Source organism: Burkholderia sp. Ac-20349 (genome assembly GCF_017104865.1).
Lineage (GTDB): Bacteria > Pseudomonadota > Gammaproteobacteria > Burkholderiales > Burkholderiaceae > Burkholderia > Burkholderia aenigmatica.
Map to the genome: position 1 here is coordinate 12278 of NZ_JAAGPM010000018.1, position 15922 is coordinate 28199.

General features: G+C 65.3%; 16 protein-coding genes. 9 read left to right on the forward strand and 7 right to left on the reverse strand.

Annotation, left to right across the window (positions count from 1 at the left end; genetic code table 11):
• The first annotated feature begins 5 nt into the window (after positions 1-5).
• From G3N61_RS09335 to G3N61_RS09375, 9 genes are all read left to right on the forward strand, one after another.
• Positions 6-557 carry a TlpA disulfide reductase family protein gene (locus G3N61_RS09335; protein ID WP_043191372.1) on the forward strand — a complete coding sequence of 184 codons (552 nt, stop codon included), beginning with the start codon at positions 6-8 and terminating at the stop codon, positions 555-557.
• A 194-nt stretch (positions 558-751) separates the two neighbouring features.
• Positions 752-1204, forward strand: a complete 453-nt coding sequence (gene aroQ, locus G3N61_RS09340; RefSeq protein ID WP_011350880.1) for a type II 3-dehydroquinate dehydratase — start codon at positions 752-754, stop codon at positions 1202-1204.
• A gap of 66 nt (positions 1205-1270) precedes the next feature.
• Positions 1271-1738, forward strand: a complete 468-nt coding sequence (gene accB, locus G3N61_RS09345) for an acetyl-CoA carboxylase biotin carboxyl carrier protein (protein WP_205822258.1) — start codon at positions 1271-1273, stop codon at positions 1736-1738.
• 84 nt (positions 1739-1822) lie between these two features.
• Positions 1823-3190: an acetyl-CoA carboxylase biotin carboxylase subunit gene (accC, locus tag G3N61_RS09350; RefSeq protein WP_048251162.1), complete on the forward strand. Its 1368-nt coding sequence runs from the start codon at positions 1823-1825 to the stop codon at positions 3188-3190.
• A 2-nt stretch (positions 3191-3192) separates the two neighbouring features.
• Positions 3193-4095, forward strand: a complete 903-nt coding sequence (gene prmA, locus G3N61_RS09355; protein WP_205822259.1) for a 50S ribosomal protein L11 methyltransferase — start codon at positions 3193-3195, stop codon at positions 4093-4095.
• 45 nt (positions 4096-4140) lie between these two features.
• Entirely contained in the window at positions 4141-5499 is a 1359-nt protein-coding gene (locus G3N61_RS09360; RefSeq protein WP_205822260.1) for a zinc-ribbon and DUF3426 domain-containing protein, read from the forward strand.
• A gap of 73 nt (positions 5500-5572) precedes the next feature.
• Entirely contained in the window at positions 5573-6076 is a 504-nt protein-coding gene (gene tpx, locus G3N61_RS09365) for a thiol peroxidase (protein ID WP_043191388.1), read from the forward strand.
• An 85-nt stretch (positions 6077-6161) separates the two neighbouring features.
• Complete coding sequence (locus G3N61_RS09370; RefSeq protein ID WP_043191389.1) at positions 6162-7100, forward strand: carbohydrate kinase family protein; 939 nt, start codon at positions 6162-6164, stop codon at positions 7098-7100.
• A gap of 19 nt (positions 7101-7119) precedes the next feature.
• Positions 7120-7593: a glycine zipper 2TM domain-containing protein gene (locus G3N61_RS09375; RefSeq protein ID WP_021161893.1), complete on the forward strand. Its 474-nt coding sequence runs from the start codon at positions 7120-7122 to the stop codon at positions 7591-7593.
• A gap of 249 nt (positions 7594-7842) precedes the next feature.
• On the opposite strand, the gene G3N61_RS09380 is transcribed toward G3N61_RS09375, so the two are convergent.
• From G3N61_RS09380 to ccsA, 7 genes are all read right to left on the reverse strand, one after another.
• On the reverse strand, positions 7843-8571 hold the full coding sequence (locus G3N61_RS09380; RefSeq protein WP_089449870.1) for a histone H1-like DNA-binding protein: 729 nt from the start codon (positions 8569-8571) through the stop codon (positions 7843-7845).
• Between the two features lie 28 nt (positions 8572-8599).
• A complete protein-coding gene (locus tag G3N61_RS09385; protein WP_080741834.1) occupies positions 8600-8926 on the reverse strand; it encodes a hypothetical protein in 327 nt (108 codons plus the stop codon).
• A gap of 83 nt (positions 8927-9009) precedes the next feature.
• Positions 9010-10221, reverse strand: a complete 1212-nt coding sequence (locus G3N61_RS09390; RefSeq protein WP_043191395.1) for a ribonucleotide-diphosphate reductase subunit beta — start codon at positions 10219-10221, stop codon at positions 9010-9012.
• A gap of 365 nt (positions 10222-10586) precedes the next feature.
• A complete protein-coding gene (locus tag G3N61_RS09395; RefSeq protein ID WP_205822261.1) occupies positions 10587-13583 on the reverse strand; it encodes a ribonucleoside-diphosphate reductase subunit alpha in 2997 nt (998 codons plus the stop codon).
• Between the two features lie 451 nt (positions 13584-14034).
• On the reverse strand, positions 14035-14625 hold the full coding sequence (gene ampD / locus G3N61_RS09400) for a 1,6-anhydro-N-acetylmuramyl-L-alanine amidase AmpD (protein ID WP_205822262.1): 591 nt from the start codon (positions 14623-14625) through the stop codon (positions 14035-14037).
• Positions 14622-14939: a PP0621 family protein gene (locus G3N61_RS09405; protein ID WP_205822263.1), complete on the reverse strand. Its 318-nt coding sequence runs from the start codon at positions 14937-14939 to the stop codon at positions 14622-14624. The genes ampD and G3N61_RS09405 overlap by 4 nt, the downstream gene beginning before the upstream one ends.
• Positions 14940-14952: 13 nt before the next feature.
• Positions 14953-15846, reverse strand: a complete 894-nt coding sequence (gene ccsA, locus G3N61_RS09410; RefSeq protein ID WP_043191410.1) for a cytochrome c biogenesis protein CcsA — start codon at positions 15844-15846, stop codon at positions 14953-14955.
• Positions 15847-15922: the final 76 nt, after the last annotated feature.

Genomic DNA, 15922 nt, shown 5'->3' on the forward strand with positions numbered 1-15922 from the left:
CAACGATGATGATGAAACGCATGTTGGCGCTCGCGGTCGTCGCGGCCGCCGCCGTTGCCGGCGGGCTCACCGCCGGCCATTGGTTCCGCGGCACCGCCGATGACGGCGTCGCCGTCGCCGCGCCCGCCGCACACGGCAGCCCGGTCGAACAGTTGTGGGCGGCGTCGCTGACGGGCACCGACGGCAAGCCGGCCACGCTGTCCGCCTTCAAGGGGCAGAAGGTCGTCATCAATTTCTGGGCGTCGTGGTGCGGCCCGTGCGTCGAGGAGATGCCGGAGCTCGTCGCGCTGTCGCACCAGTACAAACAGAAGGGCATCCGTTTCATCGGGATCGGCGTCGATTCCGAACAGAACGTGAAGAACTTTCTGCAGAAGGTGAAGGTCGACTATCCGGTCTTCGTCAGCGGATATGCGGGCGCCGATCTGGCCCGTAATTTCGGAAATACCGCCGGCGCGTTGCCGTTTACGGTCGTCATCGACGAAACCGGCAAAATTCGCGAGACAAAATTAGGACAAATCCAACCGGCCGAGTTGAAAAAGACGCTCGACGCGCTGTAACCGGCCCGAACGGCGGCCCGCACGTTGACGGCGATTTGCCCGTGGATCGCCGCAATTTCGCGTGAATTCGCCGATACTTTGCTTGCGTGCCGGTAATTCTTGCAGGTCCGGCGCGCTCGGCCGTTCGGCAAAACTAGACAAATTTCTCTAAATAGCGCTAAAGTTCGCGCAATTCCGCAGAAATAGAAGCGACCATGACACGATTGCTGGTGCTGCACGGCCCCAACCTGAACCTTCTCGGCACCCGGGAACCGGAGGTGTACGGCCGCGTCACGCTCGCACAGATCGATCAGGCGCTTGCCGCGCGCGCCCGGGAAGCCGGCGCCGAGCTGTCGTCGTTCCAGAGCAACCATGAAGGTGCGCTGGTCGACCGCATCCAGGCCGCGCGGGAGGAACAGACCGATTTCATCCTGATCAATCCGGCCGCGTATACGCACACGAGCGTCGCGATCCGGGACGCGATCGCCGGCGTTGGCATCCCGTTCGTCGAGGTTCACCTGTCGAACGTGCACCGCCGCGAAGCGTTCAGGCACCACTCCTACTTTTCCGACCAGGCCGAAGGCGTGATCTGCGGGCTCGGCTGGAAAGGTTATCTGTACGCGCTCGAGTACGCGCTGGACAAGCTGCAAGGCACGTCGCGCGGCTGATTTCGCGATCTAGATTCAGCGCCGGCTCCTAACCGGCGCTTTCACGTATTGAAAGGGGAATTCCCGATGGATCTTCGTAAGCTGAAAACTCTGATCGACCTCGTTTCCGAATCCGGCATCTCCGAGCTGGAAGTCACGGAAGGCGAAGGCAAGGTGCGCATCGTCAAGAACGCGCCGCCGGTCTACGTGCAGCCGACGGCTGGGTATGCCCCGCAAGTCAGCGCGCCCGCTCCGGTCGCGCTGCCGACCGAAGGCGCTGCCGCGCCGGCCGCAGGCGCTGCCGCACCGGCGGTCCCGCAGGGCCACGTCGTGACGTCGCCGATGGTCGGCACGTTCTATCGCGCACCGTCGCCGGGCGCGGACCCGTTCGTCCAGGTGGGCGACACGGTCAAGGAAGGCCAGACGATCTGCATCATCGAAGCGATGAAGCTGCTCAACGAGATCGAGTCGGACAAGGCCGGCGTGATCAAGGAAATCCTCGTCGAGAACGGCCAGGCCGTCGAATACGGCCAGCCGCTTTTCGTGATCGGCTAAGTCCGCCGCGCGGCCTGCGGGCCGCGCGCCGCCGATGCCCGCCAGGCGCCGTTCGCGCGCCCCTCGAAGAGACGAATACTCGCTATGTTTGAAAAAATCCTCATTGCCAACCGCGGTGAAATCGCGCTGCGCATCCAGCGTGCGTGCCGCGAGCTCGGCGTCAAGACGGTGGTCGTCTACTCGGAAGCCGACAAGGAAGCCAAGTACGTGCGCCTCGCGGACGAAGCCGTCTGTATCGGCCCGGCCCCGTCGAACCTGAGCTACCTGAACATGCCGGCGCTGATCAGCGCCGCGGAAGTCACCGATGCCGAGGCGATCCACCCCGGCTACGGCTTCCTGTCGGAGAACGCCGATTTCGCGGAACGCGTCGAGCAGTCGGGCTTCACGTTCATCGGCCCGCGCCCGGAAACGATCCGCATGATGGGTGACAAGGTCACCGCGAAGCAGACGATGATCAAGACCGGCGTGCCGTGCGTGCCGGGCTCGGAAGGCGCGTTGCCGGACGATCCGAAGGAGATCGTCAAGATTGCGCGCGCGATCGGCTATCCGGTCATCATCAAGGCGGCAGGCGGCGGTGGCGGACGCGGGATGCGCGTCGTGCACACCGAGGCCGCGCTCGTCAACGCGGTCAACATGACCCGCGAGGAAGCCGGCCGTGCGTTCGGCAACCCGCAGGTGTACATGGAGAAGTTCCTCGAGAACCCGCGCCACATCGAAATCCAGGTGCTGTCGGACGCGTACAAGAACGCGATCTGGCTCGGCGAGCGCGATTGCTCGATGCAGCGCCGCCACCAGAAGGTGATCGAGGAAGCGCCGGCACCCGGCATTCCGCGCCGCCTGATCGACCGCATCGGCGACCGCTGCGCGGACGCGTGCAAGAAGATGGGCTACCTCGGCGCGGGCACGTTCGAATTCCTGTACGAGAACAACGAGTTCTACTTCATCGAGATGAACACGCGCGTGCAGGTCGAGCACCCGGTATCGGAACTGATCACGGGCGTCGACATCGTGCAGGAACAGATCCGCATCGCGGCCGGCGAGAAGCTCACGCTGCGCCAGCGCGACATCCAGTTCCGCGGACATGCGATCGAATGCCGGATCAACGCAGAAGATCCGTTCAAGTTCACGCCGTCGCCGGGCCGGATCACGTCGTGGCATACGCCGGGCGGTCCTGGCGTGCGCGTCGATTCGCACGCCTACAATGGCTATTTCGTGCCGCCGAACTATGATTCGATGATCGGCAAGCTGATCACCTACGGCGCGACGCGCGAGCAGGCGATCAGCCGGATGCGCATCGCGCTGTCCGAAATGGTGGTCGAAGGCATCCAGACCAACATCCCGCTGCACCGCGAGCTGATGATCGATTCGAAGTTCGTCGAAGGCGGCACCAGCATCCACTACCTCGAAAACCGGCTCGCCCAGAAGCAGCAGGTCGCACCGGAAGAAGCGTAAGCATGAGCTACCGCGAACTCGTCGTCGAACTGGCCCGTGAGCATGCGGAGGCGCTGTCCGACGCGCTGCTCGAACTCGGCGCGCTGTCGGTGTCCGTCGAAGACGCCGACGCCGACACGCCCGACGAACAGCCGCTCTTCGGCGAGCCGGGCCTCGTGCCCGACCGCACCGCGTGGCAGCACTCGCGCGTGGTCGCGCTGCTGTCGGCCGACCATGAGCCGGCCGTGCTGCTCGCGGCGGCCGCGAACGAGATCGGCGTCGCCGAGACGCCGACGTTCATCGTCCGCGAAGTCGAGGAACAGGACTGGGTGCGGCTCACGCAATCGCAGTTCGAGCCGATCCCGATCGGCGAGCGGATCTGGGTCGTGCCGTCGTGGCACGATGCGCCCGATCCCGATGCGCTCGTCCTCGAGCTCGACCCCGGCCTCGCGTTCGGCACCGGCAGCCACCCGACCACGCGCCTCTGCATGGAATGGCTCGAGCAGTCGGTGAAGCCCGGCCAGTCGGTGCTCGACTACGGCTGCGGCTCGGGCATTCTCGCAATCCTCGCGAAGAAATGCGGGGCGAACCCCGTGATCGGCATCGACATCGATCCGCAGGCAGTCGAATCGGCGCGGCAGAACAGCGAACGCAACCGTGCGGACGTCACGTACGGGCTGCCCGATGCATGCCCGGACGGCGAATTCGACATCGTCGTCGCGAACATCCTGTCGAATCCGCTGAAGCTGATGGCGTCGATGCTCGCATCGAAGGTCAAGCCGGGCGGGCGCATCGCGCTGTCGGGCGTGCTCGCGCGCCAGGCGGACGAAGTCGCGGCCGTCTATGCACGCTACGTCGACATCTCGGTCTGGCGTGAACACGAAGGTTGGGTATGCCTCGCCGGAACCCGGCGCGAAAGCCATTAGAATAGCGCTGTCCTTCACTCTGGCCAGCAGGCCGCCCGGCTCGACATGCTTCTTGCGACGCGCTGCCCTCATTGCGAAACCGTCTTCCGGCTGCAGCAGGAACAGCTCTCGCTGCATCAAGGGCTCGTGCGCTGCGGGCATTGCCACGAAGTCTTCAACGCATCCGAGTCGCTCGTTCCCGAGCATGCGCAGCAGACCGGGCCGGTCCTGACCGAACCGGCTGCCGCGCCGGATAACGGCGACGCGCACCATCCGGCCCCGCCTGCCCGGCTGTTCGCAGCCGATGCGCCGGCCGGGTCGCCTTCCGGCACCGATTACAAGCCGGAAGGCTGGGACATGTGGGCGCCGTGGCTCGATGCCGGCGTCGACCCGTCGCTGCAGCACAGCGTGCAGACCGTGCGCACCGAGCCGCTGATCCCGCTCGCACTTCCGTCCATCGAAGCCGGCGTCGTTCACCTGTCGGGTACGCCTGCACCGTTCGCGCCCTCCCCGGCCGAACTGGACACCGCCACTGCCGTCGCGCAACCGGCCGAATCGCTGCCGGCGCAGACGCAAACGCAAACGCCGCAGGATACCGAACCATCCGCCGCGCCCGTCGAACGCGACCCGCGTGAGCCCCGCTTCGTTGCCCACCGTCCGTCGGACGCAGAGACCGCTCGCGATGCCACAGAGCCCGTCGGTACCGCGCACTTCGCCGTGCCGGACGACGAACACGCGCCGCGCGAACCGCGTTTTGCGTTCACACCGGCGCCGGCCGTCACCGAAGCCGGATCCGAGCCCGACACCGGCGCTGACACCAAACGACTCGACGAGCCGCCAGCCGCTGCCACCAGCGCACCGGCCGCACCGTTCCCCGCTGCGCTGACCGACGACGATCGGCCGCACTTCGCCGTCACGCGCGAGACGCGCGCACCGCAGCGGCGCAGCATGCTCGGCGGTTTTTTCGGCGGCCTCGTCGCCGCTGCACTGACCGTGCTGCTCGTCGCGCAACTCGCGTGGTGGCAGCGCGAAACGCTGATGATCTACTGGCCCGTCACGCAGGGCTGGTTCCGGCAGGCCTGCGCGCCGCTCGGCTGCACGGTCGCACCGCCGCGCGCGATCGACGGCCTGCGGCTCGACGCCACCGACCTGCGCCAGCTCGACGGCCCGCGCGAGCTCGAGCTGAAAGTGCCGCTGACGAACCGCTACCGCGTCGCACTCGCGTACCCGTCGCTCGAGCTGACGCTGCTCGACGATACCAACCACGTCACCGTGCGCCGCGTGCTCGCGCCGCGCGACTACGTGCGCCCGGGTACGCCGATCGACGCCGGGCTGCCGCCCGGCACGACGCAGACGATGGTCGTCCGCCTCGAAACGAACGGCACGCCCGCCTCGAATTTCCGCGTCCAGATCTTCTATCCGTGACGCGCCGCGGCGCGCACATGCGCGCCCGTCTCAACCCGCGCGCCCGAGCGGCGCGCTATTTCGGAGCACGAACATGAGCAAAGTTACGCTGGGTGGCAACCCGATCGATCTCGCCGGCACGTTCCCGGCCGTCGGCGCACAAGGCGCCGATTTCAAGCTGGTCGGCAAGGATCTCGCCGACGTGTCGCTCGCCAGCTTCGCCGGCAAGCGCAAGGTGCTGAACATCGTCCCGAGCCTCGACACGCCGACCTGCGCGACGTCGACCCGCAAGTTCAACGAAGCCGCATCGTCGCTCGACAACACGGTGGTCGTCGTCGTGTCCGCCGACCTGCCGTTCGCCGCCACGCGCTTCTGCACGACCGAAGGCCTCGAGAACGTCGTGACGGCTTCGACGTTCCGCACCGGCCGCGCGTTCGCGAACGCGTACGGCGTCGACGTGACGAGCGGCCCGCTGAACGGCCTGACCGCACGTGCGGTCGTCGTGCTCGACGCGCAGGACAAGGTGATCCACGCGGAACTCGTCGGCGAAATCAAGGACGAGCCGAACTACGATGCAGCGCTCGCCGCACTGAAGTAAGCTTTCTTTCGCTTTTCCCTGCCGCGCCGCGCCTTTCGCGCGGCGCTGTCGCGCAGGGTCCCTCATTTCTACAGGAACGCACACCTTGGCTACGTTGATTTGCGGCTCGATCGCCTACGATTCCATCATGACTTTCGAAGGGCGGTTCCGCGAGCACATCCTGCCCGACCAGGTGCACCTCATCAACCTGAGCTTCCTCGTGCCGACGATGCGCCGCGAATTCGGCGGCTGCGCGGGCAACATCGCGTACGCGCTGCACCTGCTCGGCGGCGATGCGCGCATCATGGGGACGATAGGCGGGCTCGACGCGCAGCCGTATCTCGACCGGCTCGACCAGCTCGGCCTGCGCCGCGACCACGTTCGCGTGCTGCCCGACACGTATACGGCGCAGGCGATGATCACGACCGATCTCGACAACAACCAGATCACGGCGTTCCACCCGGGCGCGATGATGCAGTCGCACCTGAACCACGCAGGCGACGCGCCGGGCATCAAGCTCGCGATCGTCGGCCCGGACGGCTTCGACGGGATGGTGCAGCACGTGGAAGAGCTCGCCAAGGCCGGTGTGCCGTTCGTGTTCGATCCGGGCCAGGGCCTGCCGCTGTTCGACGGTGCGACGCTGCGCCGCAGCATTGAACTTGCGACCTATGTAGCGGTCAACGACTACGAGGCCAAGCTGGTGAGCGACAAGACGGGATGGTCCGAAGATGAAATCGCCAGCCGGGTCGACGCCCTCGTCATTACGCGTGGCGAGCACGGCGCGACCATCCGCCACAAGCAGGGCACGGAGCAGATTCCTGTCGTGCCGGCCGAGCGGATCGCCGATCCGACCGGCTGTGGCGATGCCTTCCGGGGTGGCCTGCTGTACGGCATCGAACATGGCCTCGACTGGGCAACCACGGGCCGCCTCGCGAGCCTGATGGGCTCGATCAAGATCGCCCACCAGGGGCCCCAGACTTACGTACTGACGCGCGCCGAGATCGACGCGCGCTTCGAGGCTGCATTCGGTTACAGTCTCAAATGAATATTGTGGGAGAGCAAAGATGTTGACGAAAAAGACCCTCACGCTCGCGGCCATGCTGACGGCCTCGCTGACGCTCACCGGCTGCTTCACCGCACCGGGCTCGGCGGATGTCTATAGCGTCGGCCAGGCGCAGCGCGAACAGACGGTCCGCATGGGCACGGTGGAAAGCGTCCGTGCGGTGCGCATCCAGTCGGACGGCGGCGGCAGCGCAATCGGCACGCTCGGCGGCGGCGCACTCGGCGCGGTCGCAGGCAGCGCGATCGGCGGCGGCAAGGGATCGATCCTGACCGCGATCGCCGGCGGCCTCGTCGGCGCGGTCGCAGGCAACGCGGTCGGCGAAAACCTCAGCACGGCGAACGGTGTCGAAATCACCGTGCGCCTCGACAACGGCGATCTGCGCTCGATCACGCAAGCGGCAAGCGGCGAAGCGTTCCGCGCCGGCGAGCGCGTGCGACTGCTGTCGAGCGGCGGCGTCACGCGCGTCACGCACTAACCGGGTACCTCAGCACGCGGCGCAAGCCGCGGTCGAACGCATGTGCGAAGCTGCACATGCGTTTTTTTTCGTCCGTACTCGCCGTGGGCCGGCATACGGGCACCCGGCATACGGGCCCCCGGCGTACGGCCCTCGACACATCGGCAAAGACGGACGAAAAAAATCCCGCCACCTGAGCCAGATGGCGGGACTGATTGAGTAGCGCTACTCAACCCACGGACACCGCGTGAGTGTCCGGGTCAGCCTCGATTACGGACGGCTGCCGGTCGGGAACGGCCATGCCGCTGCCGGGTTGAGCGCGGTCTTCACGCCCGATGCCGGCGCAACCGATGCGGTCGACGCGGTCGTTGCCGGTGCAGCCTTCTTCACGACGGCCTTCTTCGGCGCAGCAGCCTTCTTCGGAGCAGCAGCCTTCTTGGCCGGAGCCGGAGCAGCAGCAGCCGTCTTCGCCGGAGCAGCAGCCTTCTTCGCCGGAGCAGCGGCCTTCTTCGCAGGGGCAGCCTTCTTCGCAGCAGGCGCAGCCTTCTTCGCGGCAGCCTTCTTCGCAGCAGGCGCAGCCTTCTTGGCAGCAGCCTTCTTCGCCGGCGCGGCCTTCTTCGCAGCAGCCTTCTTCGCCGGTGCGGCCTTCTTCGCAGCGACCTTCTTCACTGCGACTTTCTTCGCTGCAACCTTCTTCACTGCGGCCTTCTTAGCCGGTGCTGCCTTCTTCGCAGCAACCTTCTTCACTGCGACCTTCTTGGCTGCAACCTTCTTCACTGCGGCCTTCTTCGCCGGTGCTGCCTTCTTCGCAGCAACCTTCTTCACTGCGGCCTTCTTGGCCGGTGCTGCCTTCTTCGCGGCAACCTTCTTCACCGCGACCTTCTTCGCAGCAACCTTCTTCACTGCAGCGGCCTTCTTCGCCGGCGCAGCAGCCTTCTTCGCAACGGTCTTCTTGGCAGCAACCTTCTTAGCAGCCGGTTTCTTCTTGGCGGTAGCCATGTTGTTCTCCTTCAGGTTCAGATGAGAGTCAGTTCAAACTACACCCTTCGTCAAAACCCGCTTCCCGCGGACGCTGTTCAGGACGTGCGCTTCGAAGCGGGCTATTCATCGGCGTACGCGGATACCACGCGCTTACGCTAATGAATACGGTATGGCGCGCGTGACCACCCGGCCTCGCGCGCCAAATCAAGTCGGTAGCCGGCGCGCCTCGCGCCGCTACCCCTAATCGCTTGATCAAGCGGACCGCCACACGGCTGTCCGCTTTTTCCGGAGGGAAGTTTGCCCATCCCACTGAAGGGTTCGCAAAGTGCCTGTCGTGTCGTTGGGCCGTTAAGGCACCGGGCATGCTTTGCATCAGGCGTTCTTGCTCCTAAACCTTGGGCCGGGGCCGAGAGGCCGCCGGCTGCTCACATCATGTGACGGGTTCGCTGCTGCGGGTTATTCCCAGGACAGCGCACCGCCCGTCTGATACTCGATCACACGCGTCTCGAAGAAGTTGCGTTCCTTCTTCAGGTCGATCATCTCGCTCATCCACGGGAACGGGTTTTCCTCGTTCGGGTACAGCGGGTCGAGGCCGATCTGCTGGCAACGGCGGTTGCTGATGAAGCGCAGATAGCTCTTGAACATCGACGCGTTCAAACCCAGCACGCCGCGCGGCATCGTGTCCTCGGCGTAGCGGTATTCGAGTTCGACAGCCTGCTTGAACAGCTCGCGGATCTCGGCGCGGAATTCAGCGGTCCAGAGATGCGGATTCTCGAGCTTGATCTGGTTGATCAGGTCGATGCCGAAGTTGCAGTGCATCGACTCGTCGCGCAGGATGTACTGATATTGCTCTGCAGCACCCGTCATCTTGTTCTGGCGGCCGAGTGCGAGGATCTGCGTGAACCCGACATAGAAGAACAGGCCTTCCATGATGCAGGCGAACACGATCAGCGACTTCAGCAGCTTCTGATCCGCTTCGAGCGTGCCGGTCTTGAAGGCCGGATCCGTCAGCGTGTGGATGAACGGGATCAGGAATTCGTCCTTCGCGCGGATCGACGTGACCTCGTGGTACGCGTTGAAGATCTCGCCTTCATCGAGACCGAGCGATTCGACAATGTATTGGTACGCGTGCGTGTGGATCGCCTCTTCGAACGCCTGGCGCAGCAGGAACTGCCGGCACTCGGGCGCCGTGATGTGGCGGTACGTGCCGAGCACGATGTTGTTCGCCGCGAGCGAATCGGCCGTCACGAAGAAGCCGAGGTTGCGCTTCACGATGCGGCGCTCGTCCTCGGTCAGACCGTTCGGGTCCTTCCACAGAGCGATGTCGCGGGACATGTTGATTTCCTGCGGCATCCAGTGGTTCGCGCAACCGGCCAGATACTTTTCCCACGCCCACTTGTACTTGAACGGCACCAGCTGATTGACGTCAGTCTGGCCGTTGATGATGCGCTTGTCGGCGACATTGACCCGCGCTTCCGAACCGCCGGCGGGAACAGCCGATGCTTGCGGCGGCACCGCAAGATCGCCTTCGAAAATGTCGCGGACCTGATGGGCGGCAGGCGTTGCAGCCTGCAGTCCGACAGCCGTTCCTGCGGAGGGGCGCATCGCGTTTTGCTGCGCTCCGCTCGCGGGAGTTACGGCAGTCTTCTCTTCATCCCAGTTGAGCATAAATTCTCACCATCAATTTAGAACGGTTTGTACCATCTTTTCCTGAGCGATAAAAGGGTTCGCTCACGAAAAATCCTTTTTTCGATTCGCGTTGCGACCTCGATACAACACTTTGAGCAACGCATCGTCGTTCATGCAGCGCGCGACGTGTGTCGCGTATGTATCGCGAGGTGCGCTCGACGCATCGAACGCTGATCGAAACGCGACGTCGTCGGGGATGTTTCGATCGCTTGTCACTGCCTGCAACGCAGGTGCCGCGTTACAGATTCCTTATCATTTTTTTAGTTGAGAGCGGCGCACACTTCAACCTCGATCGGTTGCCGTGTGCGCCGCACTGACCTTCTGCTCAGGTCAGGCGCACTGCGTTACTGGCACGCTTCGCATTCGTCGAAGCCGGGATCGCCCGGACGCATCGTGCACACCGGACCATCTGCCTCGACCGGTGCGAGTGCCGATGCCGCGTCGACTGCGCCCGACGACGATGCTGCGCCGCCTGCCGCACCGAAGCCGCCGGCCGCGCCTTGCGCGCCGCCGCTGCCCGAACCGCCGCTCGTCGGCACTGCGTTCAGCGCGCCGTGTGCGACCGTCGACTTCTCGACGTGCGTCGCCGCCATCGTGCGGAGGTAGTAGGTCGTCTTCAGGCCGCGCAGCCATGCGAGCTTGTAGACCTCGTCGAGCTTCTTGCCCGACGCGCCGCCCATGTAGATGTTCAGCGACTGCGCCTGGTCGATCCACTTCTGGCGACGCGATGCCGCTTCGACCAGCCACGTCGGGTCGACTTCGAACGCGGTCGCGTAGATCGCGCGCAGGTCGGCCGGGATGCGGTCGATGCGCGACAGCATGCCGTCGAAGTACTTCAGGTCGGCGACCATCACTTCGTCCCACAGGCCGCGTTCCTTCAGGTCGCGCACCAGGTACTCGTTCACCACCGTGAATTCGCCCGACAGGTTCGACTTCACGTACAGGTTCTGGAAGGTCGGCTCGATACACGCCGACACGCCGATGATGTTCGAGATCGTCGCCGTCGGCGCGATCGCGACGCAGTTCGAGTTGCGCATGCCGTGCGTGGCGATCCGCGAACGCAGCGACGTCCAGTCGAGCGATTCGGACGTGTCGACCTCGACGTAGCCGCCGCGCGCTTCCGTCAGCAGCTTCAGCGTGTCCTGCGGGAGGATGCCGCGATCCCACAGCGAGCCGCGGTAGCTCGAGTAGCGGCCGCGCTCTTCAGCCAGCTCGGTCGACGCGTGGTACGCGTAGTAGCAGACCGCTTCCATCGAACGATCGGCGAACTCGACGGCCGCTTCCGACGCGTACGGCGTGCGCAGCAGGTGCAGGCAGTCCTGGAAGCCCATGATGCCCATGCCGACCGGGCGGTGCTTCAGGTTCGAGTTACGCGCCTTCGCCACCGCGTAGTAGTTGATGTCGATCACGTTGTCGAGCATGCGCATCGCGACGCTGATCGTGCGCTTCAGCTTGTCGTGGTCGAGCGCGTAGCTGCCGTCGGCCTGCTTGACCAGGTGAGCGACGAGGTTCACCGAACCGAGGTTGCACACCGCGATTTCGGTGTCGCTCGTGTTCAGCGTGATTTCCGTGCACAGGTTCGACGAGTGGACGACGCCGACGTGCTGCTGCGGCGAGCGGATGTTGCACGGATCCTTGAACGTGATCCACGGGTGGCCCGTCTCGAACAGCATGCCGAGCATCTTGCGCCACAGCTGCGCCGCCGGGATCTTCTTGAACAGCTTGATCTCGCCGCGTGCGACCTTGTCTTCGTAAGCCGTGTAAGCCGCTTCGAATTCCGCGCCGAACTTGTCGTGCAGATCCGGGCAGGTCGACGGCGAGAACAGCGTCCAGTCGCCACCTTCCATCACGCGCTTCATGAACAGGTCGGGAATCCAGTTCGCCGTGTTCATGTCGTGCGTACGGCGGCGATCGTCGCCCGTGTTCTTGCGCAGCTCGAGGAACTCCTCGATGTCGAGGTGCCACGATTCGAGGTATGCGCAAACCGCGCCCTTGCGCTTGCCGCCCTGGTTGACCGCGACGGCCGTGTCGTTGACGACCTTCAGGAACGGGACCACGCCTTGCGACTTGCCGTTCGTGCCCTTGATATGCGAGCCGAGTGCACGCACGCGCGTCCAGTCGTTGCCCAGGCCGCCGGCGAACTTCGACAGCAGCGCGTTTTCCTTCAGCGCTTCATAGATGCCGTCGAGATCGTCCGCGACCGTCGTCAGGTAGCACGACGACAGCTGCGAGCGGTGCGTGCCCGAGTTGAACAGCGTCGGCGTCGAGCTCATGAAGTCGAAGCTGGACAGCACGTTGTAGAACTCGATCGCGCGCGTTTCGCGGTCGATCTCGTTCAGCGACAGGCCCATCGCGACGCGCATGAAGAATGCCTGCGGCATTTCGATGCGGCTGCCGTCGACGTGCAGGAAGTAGCGGTCGTACAGCGTCTGCAGGCCGAGGTAGCCGAACTGCAGGTCGCGGTTCGCGTCGAGCGCTGCGCCCAGGCGCGTCAGGTCGAACTGCAGCAGCTTGTCGTCGAGCAGGCCGGCGTCGACGCCGCGCTTCAGGAACTGCGGGAAATATTCCGCGTAGCGGGTCGACATCTCGGCCTGGACCACTTCCTCGCCGAGGATCTCGCGGCGGATCGTGTGCAGCAGGATGCGGGACGTGACCTGGCTGTATGCCGGATCCTTTTCGATCATCGTGCGCGCGGCCAGGATCGCCGAGTCGTAGACCTGGCTCATCGGCACGCCGTCGTACAGGTTCTTCACCGTTTCGGCGACGATCGGGTCAGGGTTAACCGCGGTGCCGAGGCCATCGCAGGCCGACACGATCAGTGCGCGCAGCGCGTTCAGGTCGAGCGGACGCGTGACGCCGTTGTCGACGACGTTGATGCCGGTGCTCGCCTCGCCGCCTGCTGCCGCTGCTTCCTCGCCCGCGTTCTGGCGCTCGAGGTGACGCTTCTCGCGATACAGCACGTACGCACGCGCGACGTTGTGCTCGCCGCCGCGCATCAGCGCGAGTTCGACCTGGTCCTGAATGTCTTCGATATGGAACGTACCGCCGTTCGGGCGGCTGCGCACAAGCGCGCGCACGACGTTGTGCGTCAGTTGCTCGACCTGCTCGCGCACGCGCGCCGATGCCGCACCCTGCCCGCCATTGACGGCCAGGAAAGCCTTGGTCACCGCGATCGCGATCTTCGAAGGTTCGAACGACACGACGCTGCCGTTGCGGCGGATCACCTTGTAGTCGGCGAACGTGGCCTGCGGCGCGAGCGCCTTCGCGCCCTGTTCGGTCCCGCCGAGCGGACGGCTCGAGGCGCTCTCGTACTGGGACGTCGCGTTGTCGGTGGTTTGCATGTGCAAAGCTCCTGGTGTTGGATGGTGCGGAGAGAACCGCGGATTAAAACGAACGCTGCGCAACGCGGTGCGCGAGCGGTAAGAGGCGAGCGATGCGTCGGGGAAGCCGGTTCGGTCGATGCGCGACAACCGATCCGGTCGTGTGCTTCGTCATGTGTACCCTGCCCCGTCGAAGTTCGCTGCGCTGATCGCGACGCCCGGACCGCCCGGCCTGACGCGCCGCCCTGAGAACCCTGTCCGCCGGCGTTGCCCGCCGGCCGGTGCCGCTCGGGTTTCCCCTGCGACACACACTAGATCTAGTGCAGAACTGCTCAACTGGCACCAAGTATAGTGGACATTCGGAGGACGTCCAAACGGATAATTTGCGATGGAGGTCTTGACATCGCTCACGCGCAGACACGACAAGGCATTGGTCGGAGAAAAAACTTTCTCCGCTCAAAAAACCCCGCGATCAGTGCTGACGGAAAGGAAAGTATTCGGCGGAAAAACCGGCATCGCTCGCGAAGCGTTGCCAATCGAAATGCGGGCCCGGGTCGGTCTTGCGGCCCGGCGCGACGTCCGAGTGCCCCGCGAATGCGTCGACCGGGTAGCGTGCGGCGAGCGCGCGGGAGAGCGCGGCGAGCATCGCGTACTGCGCGTCGTCGAACGGCACGTCGTCCGCGCCTTCGAGCTCGATGCCGATCGAGAAGTCGTTGCAGCGCGGCCGGCCGAAGAACTCGGACGAGCCCGCGTGCCACGCGCGCTCGTCGCACGACACGAACTGCACGAGCTCGCCGCCGCGGCGAATCAGGAAGTGCGCAGACACGCGCACGTCGAGCAGGTGACGCTGGTAATAAGGGTGCGCATCGCAGTCGAGGCGATTGAGGAACAGCGCCTCGATCGCATCGCCGCCGAATTCGCCGGGCGGCAGGCTGATGTTGTGGACGACCACGAGCGTCGGCACCGCGCCCGCGGGCCGCACCTCGAAGTTCGGCGACGGCGCATGGCGCGCTTCGCGCACCCAGCCGTTCGCGTCGACCGACAGCAGCGGCGCGTCGCTCATCGTGCGTCGTGACCGCTCGTACGCGCAGCGTGGCGCTGCGCGTGCTCGGCGCTGCAGAAGTATTCGCCGCCCGCGGTGACGGCGTCACCCTTCGGCGCATGCACGCCACATTCGGCGCAGCGCACCATCGGCTCGGGCAGCGACCGCGCGTCGCCGTTCGGGCGCGCCGCACCCGCGCCGCCGGCGCCGGGCGTACCGTCGTAGCCGGCGCCACGGCCGGTGCGCGCCTGCGCTTGTTCCTGGGCCTGGCGCAGCTTGCGCGTGATCCACGAACCCGCGAAGAAGAGAAGAATCAGGAGAAGAATCTGTCGCATCGGAAACCTGCGTTCAAACCACGGAACGGTGCAGCAGCACCTCGAAAACGAACCGGCTGCCGACATATGCGAGCAGCAGCGCGGCGAACGACACGAGCACCCAGCGCGCGGCGCCACGGCCACGCCAGCCCGACGTCTTGCGGGCGACCAGCAGGCCGCCGAACATCAGCCACGACAGGATTGCGAACACGGTCTTGTGGTCGAGCCGCAGCGCGCGCGCGTCGACCTGCTCGCTGAACAGGATGCCCGACGCGAGCGTCAGCGTGAGCAGCACGAAGCCGGCGCCGATCAGGCGGAACAGCAGCTTCTCGAGCGTCAGCAGCGGCGGCAGCGTCTCGAGCCAGCTCGCGATCCAGCCCGTCGAGCCGTCGCGCCCGCCGCTCCTCAGCGACTGCAGGCGCCGCTCGACCATCAGCATCAGGATCGCGTGCAGCGCCGCGATCGCGAACAGGCCGTATGCGATGTTCGCGATCAGGAAATGCAGCTTGAACAGCGGCGCTGCGGCATAAGGAAGCACCCGCACGCCACCGAACACGAGCGGCAGCAACGACGCGACGCACGCGAGCGGCAGCACCAGCAAGCGCAGGCTGTCGAGCGGGAAGAAGAAGCTCTCGATCCAGTAGATGCCGGCGCCGAGCCAGAACATCGCGGACAGCGCGAACGCGAAGCCGAACACCATCGAGTCGTTCGGAAAGATCGTCATATGGAGCAGTACGCCATGCGCGACCAGCGCGGCGAACAGCAGCGCGCGGCCGGCCCCGCTCATCCCGGACGCGGCGGACGCGGGAACCGGCACGGCCGGCACGCTCGCGACGAGCGGCGTCGCGCCCTGGCGGTGCGTGCGCCAGCCTGCGACGGCAAGGCCGCCGTACAGGAATGCAGTGAGGGCATACAGTACAATATCCATGTTCGAAGTTTACACTAGGCCCCCTTCCCGCGACGGCTCCCTTTGTTCGGTTCCGCCGCGCCTTCGGGCCCCACTG